The organism is Paenibacillus sp. CR_12, assembly GCF_041953985.1.
GTDB lineage: Bacteria > Bacillota > Bacilli > Paenibacillales > Paenibacillaceae > Paenibacillus_AQ > Paenibacillus_AQ lautus_A.
On the sequence record NZ_JAVFHO010000002.1, the window covers coordinates 1765453 to 1791018 of the forward strand.

Annotated in this window: 22 protein-coding genes; 9 read left to right on the forward strand and 13 right to left on the reverse strand. The window is 54.1% G+C overall.

Annotated elements, in window-relative coordinates:
- Window positions 1-62: 62 nt before the first annotated feature.
- Window positions 63-1826 (reverse strand): ABC transporter ATP-binding protein, encoded by a 1764-nt coding sequence (locus RB297_RS11885; protein WP_375120503.1) that lies wholly within the window; start codon window positions 1824-1826, stop codon window positions 63-65.
- 29 nt (window positions 1827-1855) lie between these two features.
- The gene (uvrA, locus tag RB297_RS11890; protein WP_375120504.1) at window positions 1856-4357 is read right to left on the reverse strand and encodes an excinuclease ABC subunit UvrA; all 2502 of its coding nucleotides are present in this window, start codon (window positions 4355-4357) and stop codon (window positions 1856-1858) included.
- A gap of 232 nt (window positions 4358-4589) precedes the next feature.
- Here uvrA and RB297_RS11895 point away from each other — a divergent pair, with 232 nt between their 5' ends.
- The 3 genes from RB297_RS11895 to RB297_RS11905 all read left to right on the forward strand — a co-directional run bounded on the left by RB297_RS11895 (window position 4590) and on the right by RB297_RS11905 (window position 7115).
- Window positions 4590-5213, forward strand: a complete 624-nt coding sequence (locus RB297_RS11895; protein WP_375120505.1) for a CGNR zinc finger domain-containing protein — start codon at window positions 4590-4592, stop codon at window positions 5211-5213.
- A gap of 203 nt (window positions 5214-5416) precedes the next feature.
- On the forward strand, window positions 5417-6283 hold the full coding sequence (locus RB297_RS11900) for an alpha/beta fold hydrolase (protein ID WP_375120506.1): 867 nt from the start codon (window positions 5417-5419) through the stop codon (window positions 6281-6283).
- A 130-nt stretch (window positions 6284-6413) separates the two neighbouring features.
- Complete coding sequence (locus RB297_RS11905; protein ID WP_192570989.1) at window positions 6414-7115, forward strand: MerR family transcriptional regulator; 702 nt, start codon at window positions 6414-6416, stop codon at window positions 7113-7115.
- Window positions 7116-7202: 87 nt separating this feature from the next.
- On the opposite strand, the gene RB297_RS11910 is transcribed toward RB297_RS11905, so the two are convergent.
- Together RB297_RS11910 and RB297_RS11915 are read right to left on the reverse strand one after the other, a co-directional pair.
- Complete coding sequence (locus RB297_RS11910; RefSeq protein ID WP_375120507.1) at window positions 7203-8108, reverse strand: DUF4097 family beta strand repeat-containing protein; 906 nt, start codon at window positions 8106-8108, stop codon at window positions 7203-7205.
- A 283-nt stretch (window positions 8109-8391) separates the two neighbouring features.
- A complete protein-coding gene (locus RB297_RS11915; protein ID WP_375120598.1) occupies window positions 8392-9312 on the reverse strand; it encodes an NADP-dependent oxidoreductase in 921 nt (306 codons plus the stop codon).
- A 132-nt stretch (window positions 9313-9444) separates the two neighbouring features.
- Between RB297_RS11915 and RB297_RS11920 the strand changes: the two genes are divergently transcribed.
- Together RB297_RS11920 and RB297_RS11925 are read left to right on the forward strand one after the other, a co-directional pair.
- Window positions 9445-10314, forward strand: a complete 870-nt coding sequence (locus tag RB297_RS11920; RefSeq protein WP_375120508.1) for a LysR family transcriptional regulator — start codon at window positions 9445-9447, stop codon at window positions 10312-10314.
- Between the two features lie 17 nt (window positions 10315-10331).
- Window positions 10332-10886 (forward strand): HXXEE domain-containing protein, encoded by a 555-nt coding sequence (locus RB297_RS11925; protein WP_213579425.1) that lies wholly within the window; start codon window positions 10332-10334, stop codon window positions 10884-10886.
- 243 nt (window positions 10887-11129) lie between these two features.
- On the opposite strand, the gene RB297_RS11930 is transcribed toward RB297_RS11925, so the two are convergent.
- From RB297_RS11930 to RB297_RS11960, 7 genes are all read right to left on the reverse strand, one after another.
- Window positions 11130-11792, reverse strand: coding sequence for a class II aldolase/adducin family protein (locus tag RB297_RS11930; protein ID WP_375120509.1), 663 nt, complete (start codon window positions 11790-11792; stop codon window positions 11130-11132).
- A gap of 77 nt (window positions 11793-11869) precedes the next feature.
- On the reverse strand, window positions 11870-13150 hold the full coding sequence (locus RB297_RS11935; RefSeq protein ID WP_119847036.1) for a TRAP transporter large permease: 1281 nt from the start codon (window positions 13148-13150) through the stop codon (window positions 11870-11872).
- A complete protein-coding gene (locus tag RB297_RS11940) occupies window positions 13150-13650 on the reverse strand; it encodes a TRAP transporter small permease (RefSeq protein ID WP_090909365.1) in 501 nt (166 codons plus the stop codon). The genes RB297_RS11935 and RB297_RS11940 overlap by 1 nt, the downstream gene beginning before the upstream one ends.
- 30 nt (window positions 13651-13680) lie before the next feature.
- The gene (locus tag RB297_RS11945) at window positions 13681-14667 is read right to left on the reverse strand and encodes a TRAP transporter substrate-binding protein (protein ID WP_375120510.1); all 987 of its coding nucleotides are present in this window, start codon (window positions 14665-14667) and stop codon (window positions 13681-13683) included.
- Window positions 14668-14745: 78 nt separating this feature from the next.
- Window positions 14746-15768, reverse strand: a complete 1023-nt coding sequence (locus RB297_RS11950) for a zinc-dependent alcohol dehydrogenase (protein WP_375120511.1) — start codon at window positions 15766-15768, stop codon at window positions 14746-14748.
- A gap of 54 nt (window positions 15769-15822) precedes the next feature.
- Window positions 15823-16479, reverse strand: a complete 657-nt coding sequence (locus tag RB297_RS11955) for a GntR family transcriptional regulator (protein WP_119847033.1) — start codon at window positions 16477-16479, stop codon at window positions 15823-15825.
- A 34-nt stretch (window positions 16480-16513) separates the two neighbouring features.
- Window positions 16514-17902 carry a four-carbon acid sugar kinase family protein gene (locus tag RB297_RS11960; RefSeq protein ID WP_375120512.1) on the reverse strand — a complete coding sequence of 463 codons (1389 nt, stop codon included), beginning with the start codon at window positions 17900-17902 and terminating at the stop codon, window positions 16514-16516.
- 234 nt (window positions 17903-18136) lie between these two features.
- Between RB297_RS11960 and RB297_RS11965 the strand changes: the two genes are divergently transcribed.
- The 3 genes from RB297_RS11965 (at window position 18137) to RB297_RS11975 (ending at window position 23139) form a co-directional block, all read left to right on the forward strand.
- Window positions 18137-19333, forward strand: coding sequence for an oxalate decarboxylase family bicupin (locus RB297_RS11965; protein ID WP_375120513.1), 1197 nt, complete (start codon window positions 18137-18139; stop codon window positions 19331-19333).
- 189 nt (window positions 19334-19522) lie between these two features.
- A complete protein-coding gene (locus tag RB297_RS11970) occupies window positions 19523-19975 on the forward strand; it encodes a MarR family winged helix-turn-helix transcriptional regulator (protein ID WP_090909359.1) in 453 nt (150 codons plus the stop codon).
- On the forward strand, window positions 19972-23139 hold the full coding sequence (locus tag RB297_RS11975; RefSeq protein ID WP_375120514.1) for an MMPL family transporter: 3168 nt from the start codon (window positions 19972-19974) through the stop codon (window positions 23137-23139). The genes RB297_RS11970 and RB297_RS11975 overlap by 4 nt, the downstream gene beginning before the upstream one ends.
- Before the next feature lie 163 nt (window positions 23140-23302).
- Here the strand turns inward: RB297_RS11975 and RB297_RS11980 are convergent, their stop codons facing one another.
- Window positions 23303-23983, reverse strand: coding sequence for an O-methyltransferase (locus RB297_RS11980; protein ID WP_375120515.1), 681 nt, complete (start codon window positions 23981-23983; stop codon window positions 23303-23305).
- Between the two features lie 133 nt (window positions 23984-24116).
- On the opposite strand from RB297_RS11980, the gene RB297_RS11985 reads away from it, so the two are divergent.
- Complete coding sequence (locus RB297_RS11985; RefSeq protein WP_096776118.1) at window positions 24117-25004, forward strand: LysR family transcriptional regulator; 888 nt, start codon at window positions 24117-24119, stop codon at window positions 25002-25004.
- A 98-nt stretch (window positions 25005-25102) separates the two neighbouring features.
- Here the strand turns inward: RB297_RS11985 and RB297_RS11990 are convergent, their stop codons facing one another.
- Window positions 25103-25543 carry a hypothetical protein gene (locus RB297_RS11990; RefSeq protein WP_375120516.1) on the reverse strand — a complete coding sequence of 147 codons (441 nt, stop codon included), beginning with the start codon at window positions 25541-25543 and terminating at the stop codon, window positions 25103-25105.
- Window positions 25544-25566 lie beyond the last annotated feature (23 nt).

Below are 25566 nucleotides of genomic sequence, written 5' to 3' on the forward strand. Positions count from 1 at the left end.
AGGCTATGTCACCTTGTCGTTATATTCGTTTCAGGCAGTAAATAATCCTTCCTGCCCCGTCCCTATTCCCCCGTCTGGAACTGCTTCTTTGCCCACTCGACATAGGACGGATGGCTTCGGATCAATTCTTCATGCGTGCCGCTTCCCGTAATATGACCCTTCTCAAGCACAATAATCTGGTCCGCCTCGACGACGGTCGATAACCGATGGGCAATGACCACGGTCGTTCGTTCCACCATCAGATTGTTCAGCGCCTTCTGCACTTCGTGCTCGGAGTCGCTGTCCAGGCTTGCCGTCGCTTCATCCAGCAGCAGGATGTCCGGCTTCCGCAGCAAAGCCCTTGCAATCGCGACCCGTTGGCGCTGACCTCCGGATAACTGGATGCCCCGCTCGCCAACCTCCGTGTCGTACCCTCTCGGCAAGGCCTCGATAAACCCTTCCGCGTACGCGAGCCGCGCTGCTTCTGCAATCTCCTCGTCGGAGACCGTCTCCTCCCGCCCATAGACGATATTGTCCCGAATCGTTCCGGTCATGAGCGGGCTGTCCTGGGACACATATCCGAGCTTTCTCCGCCAGGACTCCAGCGTATAATCGCGGATTGCTTCCGAACCGAAGCAAATCTCCCCGCCGGATGGCGCATAGAACCGCTCGATCAAGGAAAAAACCGTGGTTTTGCCGCTGCCGCTGGGCCCGACCAGGGCAGTGACCTTCTTGGCTGGAATGGAAAAGGTTACGTCGGACAGAATGGTTTCACCTTCATGGTAAGCAAACGTAACCTTTTTGAATTCAACGTCCCGATGACCTTCCGGTGCCAACCGCACCGCACGATGATCGCTCTCCGGTTCGAATTCAAGGATAAGCCGCAATCTCTCGGTTGCCGCCATCACCTTCTGGAGCTGGGAGTAAAACGTGGCGAACTGGCTGAAAGGAAACATGATTTGGAAGAGCAGCAGGATAAACGATACCAGCTCGCCGGCGCTGAGCGCACCGGAAGAAACGCGAACGCCGCCGTATCCGATGATGACCACCAGCAGAACGACCATGACCATCGACATCAACGGAATCAGAACCGAGTTAATCTTGGCTTCCTTCATGCCGAAACGGTACAGGCTGTCCATACCCTCATACCCGCTTTTCTCCTCCCTCCGCTCTGCATTGGAGGCTTTCACCAGCCTGATCTCGCCGATCACCTGGGTCAGCATGGCGGACAGCTGGGCCAGCTGTCCATACATGCTGATGGAGATTTTGTACATTTTTCCGCCGATGGGCATCAAAATGCCGAACCCGACCGGAACGGCAATCAGGATGATGAGGGTCATCCGCCAATCCAGGTAAAACAGGATCGCAACAGCCCCCAAAACGGTCAGCAGATTCGAGCAAAAAGCGATCAGATGATCCGTGATCAGCGTCTTTACTTCATTCGTATCGTTGGTCACACGGCTCATCGTCTCGGCCGAGCGATGCTTGTCGAAGAACGGAACCGGCAGGGCCAGCACCTTCGTCCAGAGCCGTTTCCGAATTTTGTTCACCGTCTGGTTCCCGACATAGGCAAGCATATAATACGAAAGACCGCTGGCCACGGCTTCCAGCAGGAAGAGGACGGCCAGAAAGCCGACCATGCGAATATTAAACGCATCTGCTGCGAAATTATCGATGAGCTGGCCGGTGATGAGCGGGACGATAAGTCCCGTCACCGCCCCGACCAAACTTAATACGATCGCCAGAAAGAGCACCAGCTTCGGAATGCCCGAAGAACGCAGCAGCTTGATAAAATATCGAACCGTGGTTTTTGTTACCTTGCCTTTCTCATCTACGGTTTGCTCCATTCCAACTTCCTCCCTTCTCGTTCAACCCGTCACATATAGATTTCTTTGATAAAGCGGCCGGTAAACGAGGCTTCCACTGCAGCCACTTCTTCGGGTGTTCCTGTCGCCACCAGCGATCCGCCGGCTGCTCCCCCGCCAGGCCCGATATCGATGATCCAATCGGAATTCCAGATCAGGTCCAGATTGTGCTCAACCAACATCACGGTGTTCCCCGCATCCACCAAACGGTTTAACAGGACGAGAAGCTGCCGGACATCGCCCGGGTGAAGTCCGGTCGAGGGTTCGTCCAGCAAATAGAGCGTGTGGTTTTTCGTTTTTTTACTCAGTTCCTTTGCTAATTTGATCCGCTGTCCCTCGCCGCCCGACAGGGTGCTCACCGATTGTCCCCACTTCAAATATCCAAGTCCGACATCGCAGAGCAGCCGGGTCAATTCCATGATCTTTGGCTTCACTTCCAGCAGGGCAAGACTTTCCTCAATCGTCATATCCAGAATATCGGAAATGGTGTAACCGTTAAAAGTCACCCGGAGAACCTCTTCCTTGAAGCGCTTGCCCTTGCAGTCCGGGCAGCGTACTTCCAGCTCCGGCAGAAAGTGCATATGCACGGACACGACGCCAAGGCCTTGGCATGTCTCACAGCGCCCGCCTTGTGTATTAAAAGAGAAGTGCTTGGCCGTCAGTTGATTCTGTTTAGCTTCCGGCAAGCTGGCGTACCAGTTTCTGATATGAGTGTAAACATCCGTATAGGTAGCAATGTTAGAGCGCTGCATTCGGGATACCGGCGATTGGTCAACCTTGATCAGCTGTCCCACCGATTCCCAGCCCGTGATGGCTTTGCAGCCGATTGGAGTTGATTGATCGCTTCCGGATTCCGCCAGAAGATCAAATAAAAGCGTGGATTTACCAGATCCCGATACGCCTGTCACCGATATGAGACAGCCTAGCGGGAAAGAGGTCGTAATATGTTTCAGATTTCTCAGATGTGCATCCTCGATCGTCAGCAGGCTGCCGTTTCCGGTCCTCCGCCGACTCGGAGCCGCCAGCATCGTGGGATCCCGGAAATACGATCCGGTCACGGACTCGGGATTCCCTATCAATTCCTCCAGCGTTCCTTGACCGACGACCGTGCCGCCCATCGTTCCCGCACCCGGTCCGATATCAATGATATGATCGGCGGCCCGCATCACTTCTTCGTCATGCTCGATGACAAGCACCGTGTTGCCGAGATCCCTCAGTTGCTTCAGAACCTGGATAAGTCCCCTGGTATCTTTGGGATGCAGACCCGTCGTCGGTTCGTCCAAAATGTACAGCACGCCCGTGAGGCCGGAGCCCAGAATCGATGCGAGCCGAAGCCTCTGAGCTTCCCCGCCCGACATCGTGACGACCTGCCTCTCCATGGACATGTAACCCAGCCCGACATCCATGATGCGCTTTAGTCTCACGACGGAATCATAAATGAGCGGTTCCACGATCGTTAATTGGTCCGCCGTCAGCTTCTTCAGCAGCGCCTCCATCCAATTCAGCGCTTCCCCGATCGACCATGCGTTAACTTCGTTAATGGAGACGCCGTCAATCCGGACGCGGCGGCTGTCCTCCTTCAGCTTCGTTCCGTGGCAATCCGGGCAGACATGCTCATGAAACAGGGACGCTTCCCCGGACTCGCTCCCCTTCTCCCGGTACCTTCTCCATATTCCGGTGACTACGCCCTCGTACTTGCCTTGTCCTACGGACTTCGGCGGCTTCACGTCAGGAAAGTGCCGGCTGAACGGCTCACTCTCCACGCCATAATACAGGAGATCGCGCTGAACGTCGCCATAATCCCGAAGCGGCATAAACTCATCGAACACAAACCCGTAATACTTGGCTGCTGCTTTCAGAATGCTGATGTTATAATCGGAAAGAGCGCTGTACCATATTGCCACCCCGCCGTCTCTTAGGCTCAAATCAAGCTGGAACACGGCTTCCATGTTCAGGCTGACCGTTTGACCGAGTCCGCTGCACGTTTCGCATGCGCCTTCCGGCTTGTTAAAGGAAAAATGCGACATCGTCAATTTGTCGAGACCATGACCGCATCGCCTACAATGAACCGTCTCGTGGGAATCGCTGATTTCTTCCTCGTCAGAAGGACCGTGATAGGCTTCTCCGTCCACACTCGGTATCACCTTGTCGCCGCAGGAAGGACAGCTTCGTTCCCCCAGCTTGGCAAACAGAATCCGGAGCAGCGTATAGATATCCGTCACCGTTCCGATGGTGGATCTCGGGTTCCGGTTCGTAATGTGCTGACCCACGCTGATCGACGGGGAGAGCCCTTCAATCGAATCCACCTTCGGCTTGCTGACCGTGTCCGACACCATGCCCATGGATTCCATGTACTGCCGCTGACATTCCCGCTGCAGCGTATCCATGGCCAGCGTGGACTTGCCCGAGCCGGACGGACCTGTCATGACGACCAGTTTGTATTTGGGAATCTCAAGCGAAACATTTTTCAGATTGTTCTCCCTGGCACCGCGAATCTTAATCGTTCCTTCCATCTTCCCTACCTCCTTCATTTTACAAACCCATCTTACAACATTGATGCAAGTACAAAATTTCAAACCTGCGAAGGTTGCTCCACCACTGTTTTCAACGGCGAAAGCCGTCACGGAGCTTTAAGGTTTATGTACAATGTTTGAAGCCCTGTTGGTTGTCTGTGCACCGCAATTGACTTTATAATAGGCTATGAATATCTACGCTACGTATCGTGTTTTCAGAGGAGAGGTACCCATGCCGAAAAAAATCGCACCCGAATTTTATTTTATTGGCAACCATCCCGTGCTGGATTTCGTGAATACCAAGATCGCTGTCAACGCTCAGCCGCTGGATTTGCTGGATACTTTCGATTCTTTAATGGATTGGATGGTGAAGGCGAACCTGCTGTCGGAGGCGGAACGCAACCTGCGCAAGGCGGTATATAACGGCAACGAGGAGGAAGCCCGGATCGTGGAGTCCGCCAGATTGCTCCGCGACCACATCTTTCACCTGATTCAGCCGGGCAGTGCGAACGAGAGTTCAACCGAAGCAAGCCTGCAGTTCATCAACGGGCTGCTGAAGGAGCAAATCATGCGCACCGTGCTCGTGGCCGAAGGCAGCGCGTACAGCCGCAAAAGCCGGATGCTTTTTCGGAAGCCGCTGGACCTGCTGAGCCCGATCGCCGCATCTGCCGTTGATTTTTTAACTACCCATGACTTGAAGCTGGTGAAAAACTGCGAAAATCCGGCGTGCGTGCTTCGCTTTTACGACAATAGCAAAAACGGCACAAGGCGCTGGTGCAGCCCCAAAACATGCGGAAACCGCATGAAGGTCGCTGCTTATCTGGAGCGTCAGAAACAACAAACGAAGGAATCTTAGATAAACCCTCTAAGATTCCTTTTTTAATACCCAAAATAAAACTTTACAGGTTAATATTCGGAATATATAATGCCATTAAATGATTTATGACGGTTAATAAAAAGGAGGTAAGTGTTCTACAAGTAAATGACGACCTGTCAAAAGGATCTACATAGCAATCGCTTCATAAAAAAATCGCAGGTATTCAAGGAGGCGTTTATCCAATGGAACATAAAATCCAGTATCATACGGCTCAAATCAACGGTTTGGACATTTTTTACCGTGAAGCAGGAGCTCCCGGCTCGCCTGTCGTATTACTGCTGCATGGTTTCCCGACTTCCAGCCATATGTATCGTCAATTGATTCCGTCCCTTGCCGATCGGTATCATGTGATCGCACCTGATTATCCGGGATTTGGTTACAGCAGCGCGCCAGACCATGATCAGTTCCGGTACAGCTTTGACCATTTCAGTCAGCTCATCGAAGAATTGCTGGCACAATTAAATATCCAGACCTTCTATATGTACTTGATGGACTATGGTGCACCCGTCGGGTTCCGGATCGCGGCGCGACATCCCGAGCGGATCCGAGGCCTGATCATTCAGAACGGGAACGCCTACGATGAGGGACTCGAAGAATTCTGGAATCCCATTAAAGCTTACTGGGAAGATCCGGCAAACCCGGATAAACGCGAGGCTCTGCGCTGGCTTACCAGCATCGAGGCAACGAAGTGGCAGTATACGCATGGAATCGATGACGCCTCCCTCATCAGCCCGGACACCTATACCTTGGATCAAGCGCTGCTCGACCGTCCCGGCAATCAGGAAATTCAACTGGATTTGTTCCTGGATTACGGATCGAATCCTCCCTTGTATCCGGCTTGGCAGCAATATTTCCGCAATGCTCAGCCGCCAACCCTGATTGTGTGGGGGCAAGGCGACCACATCTTCCCTGAGAACGGAGCCCATCCGTATCTGCGTGATTTGCCTCATGCCGAGCTGCATCTCCTGAAGGGTGCCGGTCATTTTGCATTGGAATCCCATGGACCGGAAATCGTTCAATACATCCGGGCATTTTTGGAACGGCAATGATTCTGAGCATGATTCAAACCCAAGGTGACAGGTTATTTTTTCATCCGTCTTTTCTCGGAAACGCACTTCATGATACAATCCCCCAATAAGTAAGGATTCAGGCAGATCCGGATGAAGTAGGGGGGACATCATGGGCATTCGACCGATTGATATCGCCAAGAAACTCGGGATTACCACAAGTGCGCTCAAGCACTATGAGAAATGGGGAATTGTCCCTCCTGCCGAGCGAGCGCCGAACGGCTACCGGTTATATACCGAGGAGCATGCCGCTTATTTCGAGTGCATCCGCGCCATGTTTCCCGGTTTCGGCGTAGACGTGACGAAGCAAGTCATGAAGAAGCTGCAGGAAAGGGAGCTGGATGATGCGCTCTGGATCGTAAGCGAGGTGCAAGCCCGCCTCCAGCAGGATAAAATCCTTGCGGAGCGGACCATCCGCATTCTGGAAACGGAGCAGCTTGACGCAGTCGATGCCCGAGGCCGCAAGAAAGAGCTGACCATCGGGGAGGTTGCGGCCGAGATCGGCGTTCCCTCCTCGGCCATCCGCCATTGGGAGAAGGAAGGCGTCCTTATTCTGCCGCGGGATCAGGTTAACGGCTACCGGAAATTCGATGGTGCCCAAATCCGGCAGATTATGATCATTCGGATTCTCCGCTCAGCCAATTACCCGCTTGAAGTCATCAAGGACGTCCTGCATGAGCTCGAGCATCATCAGGTTCATAACGCCAGACGGGTGCTCAAGGACACGCTGGTGTACCTCAATCACCTCAATCATAACCAGATACGCGGCGTGCACTACTTATATCAATTGTGCCAAGTATTGAAGTTAATGTAATCCGCTATCCATTCGCACATTGGTTATTGCTGTAACAAAAAAACAAACCCGGAGCCTCATCCGGGTTTGTTTGTGTGTATGTGCCGCTTATGGATTAACCTTGATGGAACCGACCGAGGTCGTCAGGGATATTTTCGCTCCGCCGCCGTTGACGTCGCTCTGTCCCCGGCTTGCTCCTGTAATCTGTCCAAGCTCGGTTTCGGTATTCAGCGTATATTTCATGGACGGCGCGAACGCAGCGGTGATGCTGCCTGCCGATGTGTTGGCCGTCAGCGAGCCGTCAGGGTCGATCTTCCCAATATCCAGCTTGATGCTGCCCGCTTCGGATACGATCCTTGAGTTGCCCGTGATTTCCGTTTGGTTGAGTTGAACTTCCCCGGCTCCCAGCTGCAGCTCGAAAGCCCCCTTCAGCTCGTTCACCCTTACCTTCCCGACATCATTCTTGATACGGATATTCTGCAGGGCTTCCGGTACCTCGATCACATAATCGATCATGAATCCGGAATCGCCGAACTGCTTCTGCGACCAGTCCCACAGGCTAATGCCGGAGTCGTCTCTAGGATGCGTCCTTAATTCCAGCATGCCATCCTGGAGCGCCAAGGAGGTAGCGGCCTGCTCCGTCACCCGGGTGCGAATGTTATCGTTCTTGAAAAAACTTTCGTTGAACCACACGGTTGTTTTCACGTTGACCTCGCTACCGGGTACCGCGATAAGCTCGATATTGCCTACGGCATGGTCGATGACCAGTCCCTCGGCCGTGCCGGCTTCCTGAGCCGTCGTCCATTCGAACTCCTTCCCTTCCCGTTTTACTTGATCGCTGATGGCTATCGCCGATTCGCCGGCTAGGTTCCCGATTTGCGCTAATTTATCAAGCTCCCGGTTTACGGCTTCATCGGCATTTTGGGCAGCATCGCATCCGACCAGCACGGCAAATATCAACAGCGACGAAATTTTCACGGCCATCATGCTCTGTTTTCTCTTCAAATCCTCCACGTCCATTCCTGTTTATGTATATGTCCATTATATCGCGGAGGAAAAAGTTCACACGCTGCCGCGGACCAGTTTCTTCCTGGACCTTAGTCTGGGACGCCCCCTCCGTCTTTTGTATGACGCTGCACGTACGGATCATTCTTCCAATCGCAGTTGCCCCCAAATTTCAATCATGGTTTTGTAACGGTAGAAATTCGGGGACAAAGCTAAAAAAAAGAAAAGGGAGTTCCGGCAGTAAAAGATCTACTCTTGGAACAACCCTTTTCTCTGAAATCATGCGCGGATCTCATGGCTGGTCTATCCGCAGCACGACCTTTCCCCGGACATGACCGGATTCCACGGCACGATGCGCCTCAGCCGCTTCGCTCAGCGAGAACGTCTGCGACACATGGATTTTCAGCTTCCCTTGTTCATACATTTGGACCAGTTCCGCTAATCGATCCTTGGATCGCTGGCTGCGGATCGGGCGCACCCCCAATTCTTCTACCAGATCGAAAGCCACGATCGTTCCGATGCGGCTCCGGTCGCCGACAAGCGCCACCGAGGCCCGCAGGGCTTCTTCGCCGGCGGCATCCAGCGCGGCTGTCACTCCCTCGGGGGCGCAAGCCTTGACCCGGTCTACAAGGCCTGGTCCATAAACAACGGGAACGGCGCCCAGCGAACGAAGATAATCATGATTTCGCTCGCTTGCGGTCCCGATGACCCGCGCTCCCCTGGCTCGTGCGATCTGGACGGCAAAGGAGCCGACTCCCCCCGCTGCCGCATGAATCAAAACCGTATCCTTATGGCCAACCCCTAGCATCCCAAGTGCCGTATGGGCGGTTTGCCCCGATGCGGTCAAGGCACCCGCTTCCTCCCATGGCATCGAATCGGGTTTCCGTACAACTTGGTCTGCGCTGACCACGACATATTCAGCGTAGCAGGCGAGTAATGACCAGCCAATGACGCCATCCCCGACTTCAAAGTCCGTCACTCCCTCTCCGACCTGATCAACCGTTCCGGCGAATTCGTTGCCCAGAATTTGCGGCATCCGCAATGTCACCCCGGGCGGCGCCCAGCCGCTTCCCCTGATTCCGCAGTCGGCCGGCTGCACGCCTGCCGCCTTGATGTTAACCCTGATCTGGCCGTTGCCGGCCTGAGGATCTTCAAAGTCCATAATGCGCAAAACTTCCGGCGGTCCAATCGTACTGAACGCAGCGGCTCTCATATCGATCATCCTTTCATGCATCCCTTGATCTTGTTTCTGAGACCATTCTATAATCATCGATAGATAATAAAAAATACAAAATAATCTATGTATATATATACTGGAGTATATAAGCAGGGACGGTGAACCGTAATGGAAATGTTGCAGCTGAAGTATTTTGTTACCGTAGCAAGGCTTGAACATATGACCAAAGCCGCAGAGGAGCTCCATATTGCTCAGCCGGCGCTCAGCAAGACGATCTCCAGACTCGAAGAGAATCTCGGGGTTCCGTTATTTGAACGCCAAGGCAGGCAAATCCGCCTCAATCCGTACGGCAGAGCATTTTTGGCGAAAGCCACCGCTGCCCTGCAGCTGCTGGAAGAGGGACGGCGGGAAGTGGAAGATCTTGCGGGGCTGGAGCATGGGCGCATTCATTTGGCCTTGTCCAACATGGAGCAGCTCCGCGAGCCTTTACGTTTGTTTCTGCGCGAACATCCGAAGGTCAACTTTCATATTATCCAGTCCTCGATGGAGGATATGGTTCAGACGATTGAACATAATGAAGTGGATTTCTTTCTGACTTCCATGCCCGTTCGGCATCCGGATATACGCAGCTTGCCATTGCACGTGGAAGAGGTATTCTTGGCCGTTCCCCCCACCCACCGCTTAGCCGGAAACAATCGCATCCGCTTAAGCGAGGCTGCCGGAGAATCCTTTGTGGGTTATAAAGAGGGCCATCCGTATCAGAAGATGAATAACGAGTTTTGCAAACAAGCCGGTTTTCAACCGAAGGTCGTCTGCGAGGTGGAAGACCCCGGGACCATCGCCGATCTGGTCCGTTCGGGGTTTGGCGTGGCTTTAATCGGGGAATGCAGAAGCAGCGAGGAATTAAAGCTGACGAAGCTCAGCATTCAAGAACCTCTCGCACGCCGGGTATTCCAAATCGCATGGCTGGAATCCAGATACTTGTCCAAGGCCGCGATTTCCTTCCGCGATTACCTCGTCGAATATTACGTAGATTGAAGGGAGAAATGAGGATTATGCTGTCATTCATGCCAGATTGGAATTTCGTCATGTTGTTGTGGCTGCTGCCGGTTGTATTTTTCATTCACGACGGAGAAGAGATTGCCACGATGGAATGGTGGCTCAGGAAGAACAAGAACAGCCCCTGGATCACGAAATTTTCGCCCGTCTCCATTCCATGGGATAAGAACATCACCCTGCAATTCTCCTTTGCCGTACTGCTGATCGGGTTCATCCTCACCTGCGTAACGTTTCTAACGGCGCGCGCCTTCGATATCGGCAGCCCGTTCAACGGCCTGTTCGCGGGGTTCGTTACGGTGTTCCTGCTGGACGGCGTGAAACATGTGGGGGCCTCAATCGCGCTGAAGGCATACACCCCTGGCGTCATTACAGCTGCGGTCCTTGAAATTCCATACGGAATTTATGCGCTCAACCGCCTGCTGTCCACTGGAATCGTGGATGCCACGGCATTCGCGATGGGAACCCTGATCTCCCTGCCTCTCATTCTGTTTCTGGTCTGGTTTGGTTTAACGCTTGGGAAACGAATCGCGCCGCACCGCATAAATACGTAGTCTCCGATAACGGTGCCCTGCAGGAAAACACAGCGACTGCTTGACGTTTCAAGCCGCAGGTTGCAGAACAATACAAGAAAAACGTCTATCGACGTACTTTCTCAGCAATCAGACCGCATTCAGCGGCATTTTACTTATAAGAGTAGAGTTAGTTAGCCCCGCCTATAACTGCGTTCACAAGAAAAAATGCCGCCGGATCTGATCATCCGACGGCATTTCGATTCGTTACGATTTGGCGTTATCCTACAAACTCCAGTTGCGCCTTGGCTTATAACCTGCCTTCTCCAGGAAATCCCGCTCCGTCTCTGGGCCAAGACCCTGAATTCCAACCTTGGCGCTCATCGAAGTAATCAGCATCCGGCTGGCCACTTCCAATGTCTGCAGGGCCATCCGCGCTTCGCGAATGGTCGTATCGTACACCACCACGCCATGGTTTTCTAACAGCAGCACATTGGCGATCTTGGCCTTTTCCCGAACGCCCTCGCCCAGCGCATCGCTCCCCGGATGATAATAAGGCACGCGTTCGATCCGTTCGAGATAATACATCGTCTCGACGAACATATTGGAGGGGAGCTCCAGGTCGGAGCAGGCAATCAGCGTTGTGTAGAACGGAGAAGCATGGAGCACCGCGCCGATCTCCGGACGGCTCTCGTAAATCGCCCGATGCATGGGCGTTTCCTTGGACGGTTTGCGGCCATCTGCGCCATATACGTTTCCGGACAGATCGCATTCGATCAAGTCCGCTTCCTCCAATTCGCCTAGGAACGTCCCGCTCGCCGTAACCACGTAACGGTCCCCTTCCGTTCTCGCAGAGATATTCCCCGCATTGCCCCACGCAAGGTCATATTGCATCATATATTTGCCGGTATGCTGCAGTTCTTTTCTAATCGTTTCCGCGCTAGCCATGATCAATACCTCCTGTATTTCAATACTTATTTTACACCCAATAATTACTTATAAGACGAGTACCTACCCGCATACCGCTATTTGCCGCCTAACAGGTTCGGCAGGAACATCGACAATTGCGGAAGATACGTAATCAGCAACAGGTCAATGATCAACACGATATAGAAGGGCACCATGCCCCTTGTGATTTGATCCAGCCGGATCTTCGCGATTTGGGCCGATATGAACAGATTGATGCCGAGCGGCGGCGTGCACATCCCGATCGCCAGGTTCACGATCATGATGATGCCGAAATGGGTCGGATCGATGCCGAATTCGGCCGCTACCGGCGCCAGCAGAGGTGCCAGAATGATGATGGACGCATTGGACTCCATGAACATGCCCACGATGAGCAGGAACACGTTGACCAGCAGCAGGAACACGATCGGATTGTCGGATATGTTCACGAAAAAGCCTGCAACCGCCTGCGGAATGCCTTCCCGCGTCATGATCCAGCTGAACAATCCTGCGCTTGCAATGATGAACATGATGACGGAAGTCGTAATCGTGGATTGCGTCAGAATGTTGATCAGCTTGGAGAATTTAATCTCCTTATACACGAATACGCCAACGATGAACGCATACGCTACGGCTACGCCTGCAGCTTCGGTCGGCGTGAAGATGCCGCCGTATATTCCGCCGAGAATGATGATCGGCATAAGGACCGCCCAGAAGGATTCCTTGAAGGCCTGCCATACTTCAGCAGGGCTCTTTCTCTTCTCGCGTGCATAGCCTTTTCGTTTCGCAATGATATAAACGGCAATCATCAGCGATAAACCAATCATAATTCCTGGAATAAGCCCCGCCATAAACAGATCGCCGATCGATGTTTCGGCAGCGACCCCGTATAGAATCAACGGGATGCTTGGCGGAATGATAACCCCCAGCTCACCGGACGTCGCTTGAAGGGCACCCGTAAAGTTCTTATGATAGCCCCGGGAGATCATGGCCGGGATCAGGATGCTGCCCAGCGCCGCGGTTGCCGCGGCGGAGGAACCGGATATGGCGGCAAAGAACATCGAGGTTACAATCGTTACGAGTCCAAGTCCGCCTGGCAAATGGCCTGTAAGCGCATTCGCCAGATTCACCAGCCGTCTTGAAATTCCGCCGAATTCCATCAAGGTGCCCGCGAACACGAAGAACGGAATCGCCATAAGCGGGAATGAATCGGTTGACGTGAACGAACGCTGGACGAGTACAAGCAGCGGCGTGCCGCCTTCCCACCAGATCGCCACCGCAGACGCCATTCCCATCGAAACGGCAATCGGAACGCTGATGGCGAAGAACAGGATCAAACATCCGAATAGTACGATAGGCATTATAATCCTTCCTCCTTCGCTGGCGGGATGGTATCGGAAACGATCGTTTCCAGAATGACCGCTACCGCATTGATGATGAGCAGCACCGCGCCAATCGGAATAGCTGCATAAGGAACCGACATGCTAAGCCCCATCGCTGCCGACGATTGCACGGAGACCCGGTTCAAAATATCGATGCCCTGGACCAGCAAAAGAACGAAAAACACGATGCATATCGCCATGACGGTGATGCGAATCACCTTTCGGTTGACTTCGCTCACGAGCTCCGGCAGCAGCTCGATCGCTACCAGCCGATGATGGCGCAGCGCCAGCGAGGAACCCAGGAAAACAAGGTATACCATCAAGTATCTGGCCAGCTCCTCGGACCAGTGAAGCGGATACCCGACAATCCGGTAAATAATCTGCATGATAATCAGGATGGACATGACACCCAGGATCATGGCCACTGCGATGCCTACGAGTTTGTTGAGCGTATCGATCGCTTTTAATGTCTGCCGCATGGCTTATCCCCCCTCTTGAAGAAAAAATGGTTATGGCGTGTTGATGATTTTGTCGTACAGCTCTCTTCCGTACAGGTTGGCAAAGCGTTCATGCACCGATTTGGCCGCCGCCTCGAACGGTCCCTTATCCACTTCCACGAACTCCGTACCGAAATCCTTAAGCTCATTGATGATCTGCTCTTCCTGTTCAAAGACCAGCTGATTCTCGTATTCCGTCGCTTCCTTGGCCGCTTCTTCAATAGCCTGACGCTGAGACTCATTCAAGCGTTGATACGTCACTTCACTCATAGCGAGCATTACGTAACCGTATACATGATCGGTCATCATCATATACTTCTGGACTTCCTGAATCTTGGAGCTGGCGGTAAAAGCAACCGGATTTTCCTGCGCGTCAATAACCCCGGTTTGAAGCGAAGAATACACTTCGCCAAAAGCCATAGGCGTCGGCGTCGCGCCCATCGCCTCCCAAGCCGCAATGGAAGCCGGAATTTCCGGTACGCGGATTTTTAAGCCGCGCAGATCGCCGGGCGTTTCGATCTTCTTGTTGGCCGTCAGCTCGCGCGGGGTTCTCATCCAGAACTCCAGGCCGCGGACCTCGGCATTGTCAAGCAGGCTCTGCTTCAGTTCATCGCCGACGTCTCCATAGAGCACGTTCTCCAAATGCTGCTTGTCCCGGAACAAATACGGCAGCTCCAAGATGGCATAAGGACTGTAGAAATTCGATAACACGCCCGCCGGCAGGGCAAAATCCACGGACCCGATCTGCATCCCCTCGATCAGGTCACGGTCATTCCCGAGCATCGAGCTGGCGTACACCTCTACCTCAATCTCGCCGCCCGTTTTCTCCTTGACCAGTTCCGCAAACTTGAGCGCGCCCAGATGCCACGGATCGGATTCACCCGTAATGTGACCTAGCCTTAGCTTGATCGGGCCATCATCCGTATTCGGCTTCGTCATAAATAAAGCGCTTACAACGAGCAGTGCAGCCACCATGACAACTGCGAGTCTTTTCCACATTTGTCGTTCCCCCAATCTGATATGAAGTTCCTGCAGCCTCCGCCACTGAAAGCAGAAGCTGCGGGGATATGTTGGTAATTAAAAGGTGACGATGACCTTCAGGGATGAGTCCTCCTTCTTGTCGACCAGGCGGAACCCTTCCGCGGCATCTTCATAAGGCAGCCGATGGGATATGACGGCTCCAACGTCCACCGCTCCACTAGCCAACAAATCGATGGCGGAAATGGTATCCTCGCGTGTGTATGTCATGCAGCCCACAATCTCCTTCTCGGTCTGCTGCAGATTCACGATATCGAAGGTTTGCGTGCCATGGAACATGGCGATCGTTACGCATCGGCCGCCTTTGCGAAGCAACGCAAGGGCGTCATCCACGATCCCGGGTACCCCGGCAGCAATCAGCACCTTATCGAACTCGCCGGCAATCTCCTTCTTGGCTTCCTCGGTCCAATGTTCTTTGCCGCGAATGTTCAGGGTATGGGTCGCCCCCATATCTTTCGCGGATGCCAGCGCATAATCCATGACGTCCGTCACCATGAGCGTGGTAGCGCCAGCAGCCTTGGCAGCCGTCATGGCGAGCAGCCCGATCGGTCCGGCACCGAGGATGGCGACCTTGTCTCCGACTTCAATCCCGGCCTTGCGTACCGCATGGACCCCTACCGCGAAGGGCTCAACCAACACGCCCAGCTCATGGTCCAGCTGATCCGGCAGTTTGAACACGCATGCCTCCGGCGCCGCGAAATACTCGGCCATCGAACCGTACCAGCCCTTGAGGCCCGGCGCTCCCCGTTCGGCGCAGTAATTCGTCCTTCCCGTCAAGCAGTAATCGCATTTGCCGCAGCCGACCTGGGGCTCCACGGTCACCCGATCGCCGATCCTGAAAGATGTGACATCCTTGCCCACCTTCACGATTTCGCCGGACACTTCGTGGCCGATAATGACGGGCGGCTTCCGGAACAAGTGCAGTCCTTTGTAGGTATGAATATCCGATCCGCAAATGCCGGCGGCTTTGACCCGGATCAGAACTTCCCCTGCCCCGATTTCCGGTACGTCTACGTCTTTAACGACAACTTTGTACGCATCCTCCACATATACAGCCTTCATTGTCTCTCCCCCTCGTAGTAATTCAAGATGGCGGTCTGATCCCGTTTCTCTCTGTTATATAAAAAGCGCTTGCTTCGATTCCTGAAGATGCTTGCGCATCACGTCGGCGCTGCTCTCCTTGCCGGTTTTCAAGGCCTCATAGATCTTCCAATGATCCTCAAGGAACTTCTCCATCCTGTGCGGATCCTTCCGCAGATGCCGGCGGGTAATTCGCTGAAGATGATCGTGGTAGTTCAGCAGCACCCTGTGGATTTCCTGATTGCCCGTACACTCGCAAATGATCAGGTGGAAATCATGGTCGGCCTGTGCGAAATTCTTGACGTCAAGCCGGCTGACGATATCGGCGGTTTCGGCTAAATTGCCCTCCAGCTCCTGCATCTGCTCAGGCGTAAGCCTGGATTCGACCTGCTGGCAGTTGAACGTCTCCAGCGCGATCCGAAGATCGTAGATATCCACGATCCGGTTCACGGACAGATCGTTGATGATAATGCCCTGTTTTGATGAAACGGTGACAAAGCCCTCGGCTTCCAGCCGCGTCAACGCCGCTTTGATCGGCGTCTTGCTCATACCCAGCAGCTCAATCAATTCCCGCTCGGACAAGAAACGCCCCGGCTCGAACTTCTCGTTCAGAATGCTTTCCTTGATTTCATTGTAGGCCACGTCTTTTAACAGAAGTGAAGAAGCAGTCCCTTTGCTTTTATCCATCGTCATTCGTTGATTCTCCTATCTTGGCAATTGATCCGTGCTATTGATCCAGTTCAGGGAACCCGGCATCCCGTACGCTGATAAAATAATCCGGTGATCCCAGCTGCCCGCCCTTGAGAGCCAATTCAAGGCCGTCAAGGCTGGCGTCGTCCGAATATACCCTGCAGAGCGGAGCTCCCGGGGATACGTCCCATATCATCTCCAGCCCGTAGGCGCCCATTTCGCTGGTGACAAAACCGGAGGTGTCTCCTCCAGCGACGACAATCCGGCCGAGCTTGGCTTGCCCCATGATCTGCTTGGTTAACTTCCCGAGGCTTCTGCCGATAAACTCGCCCGCTTCCGCTCCGGTGAAACCCATGGCCTTCAATCGCGTCCGGGTCTCGCCGATCGCTTCATCCTCCGGGCCAAGCGCCGTATAGAGCACAACGCTTTGTCCTTCTGCGAGAACGTCTATAGCTTGTCGAACAAGCTCCGACCGGGCCGTTCCCTGGGTATCTTCAATGGCGTCCGGCGTAATGCGAATGCCGCGGAAACCCGCGGCTATCGCCCGCTCAATCTGAAGCCGACTGACCGGCGAAGCACTCCCGGACACCGCCAGAATCGTATCGGTAGGCCGGACGGGCGCTGCGGGCGCGATTTTCTCAGACGAAGGGGCAGCGAGCCCGAGCTCATCCCAATGGGCAGCCAAAGCGTATTCGACGCCGGACGAACCGACAACGAATGCCCCCGCCCCTTCGGGTTTGTCCTGAATCAGCTGGCCGCACCGCTTGAGCCTGTCCTCATCCAAGGCATCGAACAGCAGAATTCCCGGCTTCTCTTCCAGTTTATCACGATATCGGCCAAGAACCGCATCCGCGTCTCCATCCAGTTCAACGATATCCATCAATGCAATCGTATCGGCCGTCTGCTCCGCGAGATGAAGACGCAAATCGGCCTCATGCATCGGCGTGGATGGATGCTGCGACATGACGGGATGCCGGTCCAAGCGGTACACCGTATCATGCATTTTCGCAAAATGCTGTCCGAACAGCGTATAACGTCCGAGGCGTGGCGCTCCGACCAGCAGCGGAACCGTAACCTGATCGGAAAAATAGTCTCTGGCCACCCCGATCGCGCGGCCTATACTGCCAACCTCCGGTGACGAATCGAAGGTAGAGCACGTCTTATAGTGAACGAGCGGCGCGCCGCTCATGGACAGCTTCTCAAATACCGGCCGGAGCTCGGCCTCCATATCCTCCGGGGATTTGGCTCTGCTGGTGCCCGCTACCCCTATGCAGCGCAGGCCTTCAAACTTCTTGAGCCGATCGAGCGAAGGAGCTTCCAAAAACAGCACCGTGCGGTAACCGCTTCGGGCCAGCGCCTCCATCGCATCCGTCGAACCCGTAAAATCATCGCCATAGAAAGCAAGCAGCAGCTCATTATCGTTCATGCTCGTCCCTCCTGAATCTATGATAGATCTATCATAGATCTATTTGAGACCTATTGTATGTGCAGCGCTTTCAAAAGTCAACACTCTTTTCGATCAAATGTGAGATATGTCATTGCGAATCTCCCCCTGGACGACTTCGTTTTCCTCAACATATTAGCCAAGCGCCGGCTCATAAGCTTAATGGATGGCAGTTAAACCGGATACGTTACGTTAACCATATGGAGGGAGATACCGATGATGGAGGATCAGAACCAGAAACGAGGAAATGCCGGCCGTATACCCCAGCCGATTCGCAGCGACGGTGCAGGCGGGCCGGACTATGGTCCGCGGGATGTGATGAGGGATATCGAGAATCCCGACATGCTTGTACCTCCGGTCACGGATGCGGGCTTGATGCCGAATCTGAAAATGTCGTTCTCCGACACGCATATGCAGCTGAATCACGGCGGCTGGTCGCGGGAAATTACGGTACGGGACCTGCCGATTGCGACCACGCTGGCCGGCGTAAACATGAGCCTGACGCCCGGCGGGGTTCGGGAGCTGCATTGGCATCAGCAGGCGGAATGGGCCTACATGATATGGGGCAGCGCCCGGATTACGGCCATGGATGCAAGCGGCAGGAATTTTATCGCGGATGTGGGACCGGGCGACCTTTGGTATTTTCCGGCCGGCCTCCCCCACTCGATCCAAGGACTCGAGGAAGGCTGTGAATTTCTGCTGGTCTTTGACGACGGCCACTTCTCGGACCTGAACACCTTATCGATCTCCGACTGGTTTGCCCACACGCCTAAGGACGTGTTGTCCGCCAACTTCGGCGTCCCGGAGAACGCCTTTGCCCATATCCCGAAGGAGCAGGTTTATATTTTTCAAGACCAGGTACCGGGTTCGCTTGCCAGCCAGGAGGTGCAGTCTCCCTACGGAACGGTGCCGCTCAGCTTCAAGCACCGGCTGTTGGCGCAAGAACCGGTCATAACCCCCGGCGGAAGCGTAAGGATCGTGGATTCCCGCAATTTCCCGATCTCCAAAACCGTTGCAGCCGCGCTGGTCGAGATCAAACCTGGCGCCATGCGGGAGCTCCATTGGCATCCGAATCAGGACGAATGGCAGTATTACTTGACCGGGCAGGGAAGAATGACCGTATTCGCCGGCAATGGAGCAGCTCGGACCTTCGATTACAGGGCCGGCGACGTCGGTTACGTGCCTTTTGCCTTCGGCCACTACATACAGAACACGGGGACGGAATCCTTATGGTTTCTGGAAATGTTCAGAAGCGACCGGTTCGAGGATATATCCTTGAATCAATGGATGGCCTTGACGCCTCGGGACCTGGTCCAGGATAACCTGAGAGTCGGAAACGAAGTCACCGATGCTTTGCGCAAGGAGAAGTGGCCCGTCGTGAAGTATCCGGGATTTTCGTATTATCCGCGATAAGGCCTCATCCCCCTGTTTAGTCGCGGATATTTCCCCTTTTATCAACTGGTCATGCAGACCCGCCAAAGGGCATGATTCCGTGGAGGTCTGCATGTGCCGTTATCCTGAGATTGACTTTTCCTTCCTTCTGCCATATAGTTCAATAATGAAACTGTTTCATACGTGAACTATTTGAGAGGAGAACTATCATTGAACGACAAAGCAAGGCAGTGGATCGACCGGTATGTCGATGTCTACCTGCTGGTATCGCGGCGGATCAATGCCCAGATTCGAGAGCAGCTCGGCGAAGACCTGACCAGCGACCAGTTTCAGGTGGTACGCTTGATCAACGGCATGGATCGCTGTACCTCATCCTATCTGGCGGAAGCGCTCGCGGTCGGCAAAAGCTCGGTCACGGCCATCGTCAACCGTCTCGTGGATGCCGGCATTATCGACAGAACCCGGGACGAAGCGGATCGCAGGCTGGTGTATCTGACTTTAACGGAGTACGGACATACGATTTTTGAATCGGCCCAGGAGCAGATGAGGGAGATCATCTCCCCTTACCTGCAGCATTTTGAAGAAAAAGATATCGAAATGTTTATCTCCATGTTTGAGAAACTGGGGCAATTGATGTTTGAATCAGGGGGGAGAAAGAATTGAGAGCTATACTGAAAGCAAGATGGGCCATCATCGTGCTGTGGCTGGTGGCCGCCGTCGCGCTGTTTATGTTCGCGCCATCCATGGCGGACCTGGTGCGGGAGAAGGGCCAGCTATCCGTGCCGGATGGATATACCTCTTCGCGCGCGGCTGAAATCCTAAAGGAAGCCTCCGGGGGCGAGGGCGGGGAAACCCTGAACCAGGTTGCGCTTGTCTTCAACAAACCCGACGGGTTAAGCGAAGCGGATAAGGAAAGCATCCGGCAGGGCGTTCAAGCTTTAAACGACAATAAAGACAGCCTACATATCGATTCCATAAATGAACCGTTCACGCAGACGGAGCTGGAAGACACGCTCATCGCCAAAGACGGCAAGACCATCATGGTCGCGCTTCAGGTCAGCGGAGGCGAGGAGGCCGTGAAAGAGCTGCCCGGGAAGGTCGATCAGGTGCTCGAAGGCGTTCAAGCCGATCATTATCTGACCAGCGAAGGTCTCATCAACGAAGATACCATCGTCAGCTCCGAGGAAGGCCTGAAGAAAACGGAATATATTACGGTCATCTTTATTCTGTTGATCCTGTTCGTTGTATTCCGTTCCTTCGTGGCACCGTTCGTGCCGCTGTTGACCGTGGGGCTCAGTTATCTCGTGTCCCAGTCGGTCGTATCCTTTCTCGTGGACCAGTTCAACTTCCCGATATCCACTTTCACCCAGATCTTTATGGTGGCCGTCATGTTCGGGATCGGAACCGACTACTGCATCCTGCTGATCAGCCGGTTTAAGGAAGAACTCACCACGTCCGAAGATACCCAATCGGCCATTATCGAAACTTATCGGAAAGCCGGCGGCACCGTGCTTTATTCCGGTCTTGCCGTATTCGTCGGCTTTGCAGCCATCGGTTTATCCAAGTTCATTCTGTATAAATCCGCGGTTGCGGTCGCGATCGGCATCGCGGTTATGCTTCTTGCGTTAGTCACGGTCGTGCCGTTCTTCATGGCGGTCCTCGGGAAGAAACTCTTCTGGCCGTCACGCGGCAAGCTGGAACACAGCGAAAATAAACTATGGGGAGCGGCCGGTTCCTTCTCCCTCAAGCGTCCTTGGGCCGCCATGCTCGTCGTGGCCGTCATCGTCGGGCCCTTCCTCGCTACGTACAGCGGCAAGCTGTCGTTTAACAGCCTGGAGGAAATCGGTCCGAGTTATGATTCGGTCAAGGGCTTTAATATCATTTCGGACAGCTTCGGTCCCGGGCAGTCGCTGCCTTCCACCATCGTGATCAAGAACGATGACCGGATGGATACGGCGGAGTACATGGGACTCGCGGAAAAAATCAGCCGGGAAGCGGAAAAGGTTGAAGGCGTTTCGAGCGTTCGCGGACTTTCGCGTCCAACCGGCGAGCAAATCAACGATTTCCTCATTCCGACTCAAGTCAAAACGTTAAATGAAGGATTGGGAGAGTCCAAAGACGGGCTGACCCAAATTCAGAACGGACTTTCCGAAGCAGGCAAGCAGCTCAGCGAGAATGCGCCGAAGCTGGATGAGGCTGCTGCGGGAGCGCAAGAGCTGACGAAGGGAACGGCCGACCTGAAGGACGGCATCACCGAGCTTGGTCAGGGTCTCAGCGCCATTCAAAAAGGGATTCAAAGCGGAAGCGCCGGCGCCGGCGAGCTGAAAGCCGGACTTGCCAAGGCAGCGCAAAGCGCGAAAGAGTTGGCTGCTGCCCACGACCAGCTGCTTCAAGGCTACAAACAGCTCGACACCGGATTAGCGGCCCTAAACGGCGGCGTTGCCGGAATCCAGGAACAGCTGGGCGGCGTTGCCGCTGCTCTGAAAGGACTTGAAGGCTCCTTCACGGGATTGGAGAGCAGCCATCCGGAACTCGTTCAGGATACCGATTATCAAACGATTAAAGGCACCGTTACCCAAACGGCAGCAGGCACGGCAGAGCTGGCCGCGGGGTTGGGACAGATCTCCGAGCAGCTTAAGGGCGCATCGGCAGGCTTGTCGGAAGCCAACGCCGGCTACGCCAAGGCAGCCGCAGGGCAAACGGCGCTTGCCGACGGTCTGCAGCAGCTTGTGTCCGGGATCGCGGAGCTTCAATCCGGCCTCTCGCAAGCCGCTAACGGGCAGGGCCAAATCGTAAGCCAGATCCCTTCCATTACGGGCGGGCTGGACCAGCTGCAGGGCGGCCAGAAGCAGCTTGCCGACGGGTTCGGCGATCTTACCGGACAGATCGGAGAGCTGACGGAAGGTCTGAATTCCAGCGCCGACGGGCTGAAACAAATTTCGGACGGACTGCATTCCGCTCAGGATTACCTGCAGCAAATTCAGGACGTTCAGGATGAGGACCTCAGCGGATTCTTCATCCCGCAGGAAGCCCTGGAGAACGAAGAATTCCAGACGGTATTCGATACCTACTTGTCCGATGACCGCAAAGTGATGACGCTGGATGTGGTGCTGTCAACCAATCCGTACAGCGAAGAAGCGCTGGGCAGCGTCGAACAGATTCAGGCAGCCGTCGACCGTGCAGTAAAAGACACGAAGCTGGAGAACGCCGAGGTTGCCATCAGCGGCATTACCAGCACCAACAACGATTTGCAGAGCATCTCGAATGAAGATTACACGCGTACCGTGATTCTCATGCTGAGCGGAATCTTCATTATCCTGGTCGTGCTGCTGCGATCCATCGTGATGCCGATCTACCTGATTATTTCGCTTGTCATCACGTACTTTACCGCCGTCGGCGTTACGGAGATGATCTTCGTCCACGGCTTCGGGTATTCCGGCATTACTTGGGCCACGCCGTTCTTCAGCTTTGTCATGCTGATCGCGCTAGGGGTGGATTACAGCATCTTCCTGATGGCACGCTTCAACGAGAACAAAGCCTGGAACGTTCAGGATGCCATTCTCCATGCCATGCGCAACATGGGCACGGTCATTCTGTCCGCGGTGGTCATTCTTGGCGGTACCTTTGCGGCCATGTATCCATCCGGCGTATTGTCCATGATGCAGATCGCCACGGTCGTCTTGGTAGGACTTGTGCTTTATGCACTCCTGTTCCTGCCATTCTTCGTGCCGGTGATGGTTCGCATCTTCGGCCGGGCCAACTGGTGGCCGTTCAGCCCTAAGGAACAGGGCGACGCTTCCAGAACGGGTCATGACCTAAAGATGTAATTAACATATTATGTTGAATACGATAAAAAGGGCTGCACCCTCGTTAGGCATACGGGGGATGCAGCCCTTTTGTCGCTCCCTCCCAAATATCGGAATCTTCATGCCATTCTTCCGTAAGGGCAGGGCTATCGCATTCAGAGCATGGTACGGGCCGTTATGTCCTCTACTGCACAATTCCGATATAAAACCCGTCATATCCCTTGCTTCCAACCGTTTGAATGGCCGTGCCGGCAATCGAGGAGTCTGCCGACAGCATATCCATGAATTTTCGGATGCCATGCACCCGAGGGTCTGTGCTGTGATAATCGACGACTTCTCCGTTCCGGATGACATTATCGCTAATGATGACGGTGCCGGCCTTGGAGAACTGCAGCGCCCACTTCAAATAATTCGGATTGTTCGGTTTATCGGCATCGATGAATATCAGATCGAACGGATCCGCCTTTTCCTTAGCCAGCTGCTCCAGCTGCGCCAATGCATCGCCTACGCGGATGCTGACCCTATCCTCCAGTCCAGCCAACGCTACGTTGGATTTGGCAACCTTCGCATGATGCGGATCGAGCTCCAATGAAATCAGCCGCCCTTCTGCCCCGATCCCCCTAGCCATCCAGATCGTGCTGAAACCGCCAAGCGTACCGATCTCCAAGATTCGTTTCGCTCCCTTGATCTGAACGATCACGTTCAGCAGCTTGCCCTGAGCGGGAGATACATCGATCTCAGGCAAGCCTGCCTCCCGGTTTGCGGCCAACACCTTCTCCAGCACCTCGTCATAAGGAATCAAATGTTCCGTCACATAATCGTCCACTTTACCCCAAGTCGCAGCATCATTCGCATTCGCTTTCATGCCTGTTTCCTCCCTTAAACTTCAAATTGGATTTTACACATTCATTGTATGTGATTTAATATTATAAAAATAATATATAATTAAATGGGTTATATAAATATAATATATAAATTAGACAGGAGTGCGGCTCCATATGAATTTACATGCCTTACGGCTGTTTCACGTCATTGCCACAACCGGCAGCGTCACCCGGGCTGCCGAATTATTAAATATAAGCCAGCCGGCCATAACGGCACAGGTTAAGAAATTCGAAAAGGAGCTTTCCCTTACCCTGTTCAAGCCGCAGGGCAGAGGCATCGGATTGACGCAGGCTGGCGCCGAGCTGCTCCCCCTTGCCAAAAGGCTCTTCTCGGTTGAGCAGCAGATCGAACAATTCTGCCGGGATTACCGCAGCGGTTCGAGGGGGCATATCCGACTGGCCGCAACCTACCTCCCCTCCCATTTTCTTCTGCCGGCCTGGCTCGCAAAATACAAGCAGCGGTACGAAGACGTCGAAATGAGCATTACCACCACGAATTCCAGCGATGCGCTTAAGCAGCTGCTGAACATGGACGTGGATCTTGCGATATACGGCGGCCTCCCTGAGGAATCGCCGGATACGATACAGACCGAGGAGCTGTTCCGGGATGAGCTGTGGTTTGTCGTCTCCCCCGACCACCGTTATGCCAATCAGCATATCTCCCTGGACGAGATGATGAGAGAGCCCTTTGTCATGCGTGAGGAAGGAAGCTCGACGCGGGAACGGTTATTTGCCTTATGCCGCACCCACAGCGCGCCTTCGCCCCGCATCACGCTGCAATTCAACGGCCTGCACGAAGCGATCACGGCCGTCATTGCCGGATACGGAGCCAACTTCGTGTCTTCGCTCGTAGTGCGGGAATACGTGGAGCGCGGTGAGCTCAGCCAGGTATACGTCGATGGCATCGTGCTGCAAAATATCATTGCGGTTTGCACCCGCAAGCATGAAGCGTTATCCGCTGCCGCCATGAATTTCGTGGAGATGATCCGGGAACGGCCATAAGATAATCGTATGTCGTTTGGGAAGATGGAGCTGCGCTTTTTGGAGCTTGCCTGCATTAGTTCCTTTGGGCCTTATCTGAGAAAACAACCCGTATGCTGCTATTCATGTGAAGGATGACCTAAACATTCATTTATGACGATAATAATCTGTTTAATACCGACCTCATCGCCTCCGTGTTCCACGACTTGCGCAAATGCGGCACGCAATGCCTCCGCCAGAATGATGCCCAATTCTACGCCAGCCACTTCAACGTGGAATTGATGGTTGGACAAGTCTCGGAAGGAAGCCAGGATGCTGCCGGACCTGTTTTTCTCGTGCCCTCTGTCCGGGATATATACGAGAACAACCCCGGCAAGCTGCAATTGATCGGCGAACCGGGCGAAACTCCCGACGGCCTCTGGTTGAGTGCCCAGGATGATTCCGGCAACGGAATCTACTTTAAGGATGAAAGCAAGCACGAGTCCTGATCCTGATTTACGCCCGAGGCGCCCCCGGTCTGAAATGCCGGAGGTGCCTTCTCCCGCTATTTGACATAACATAGGGGCCTCCCGCCAGATCCAGG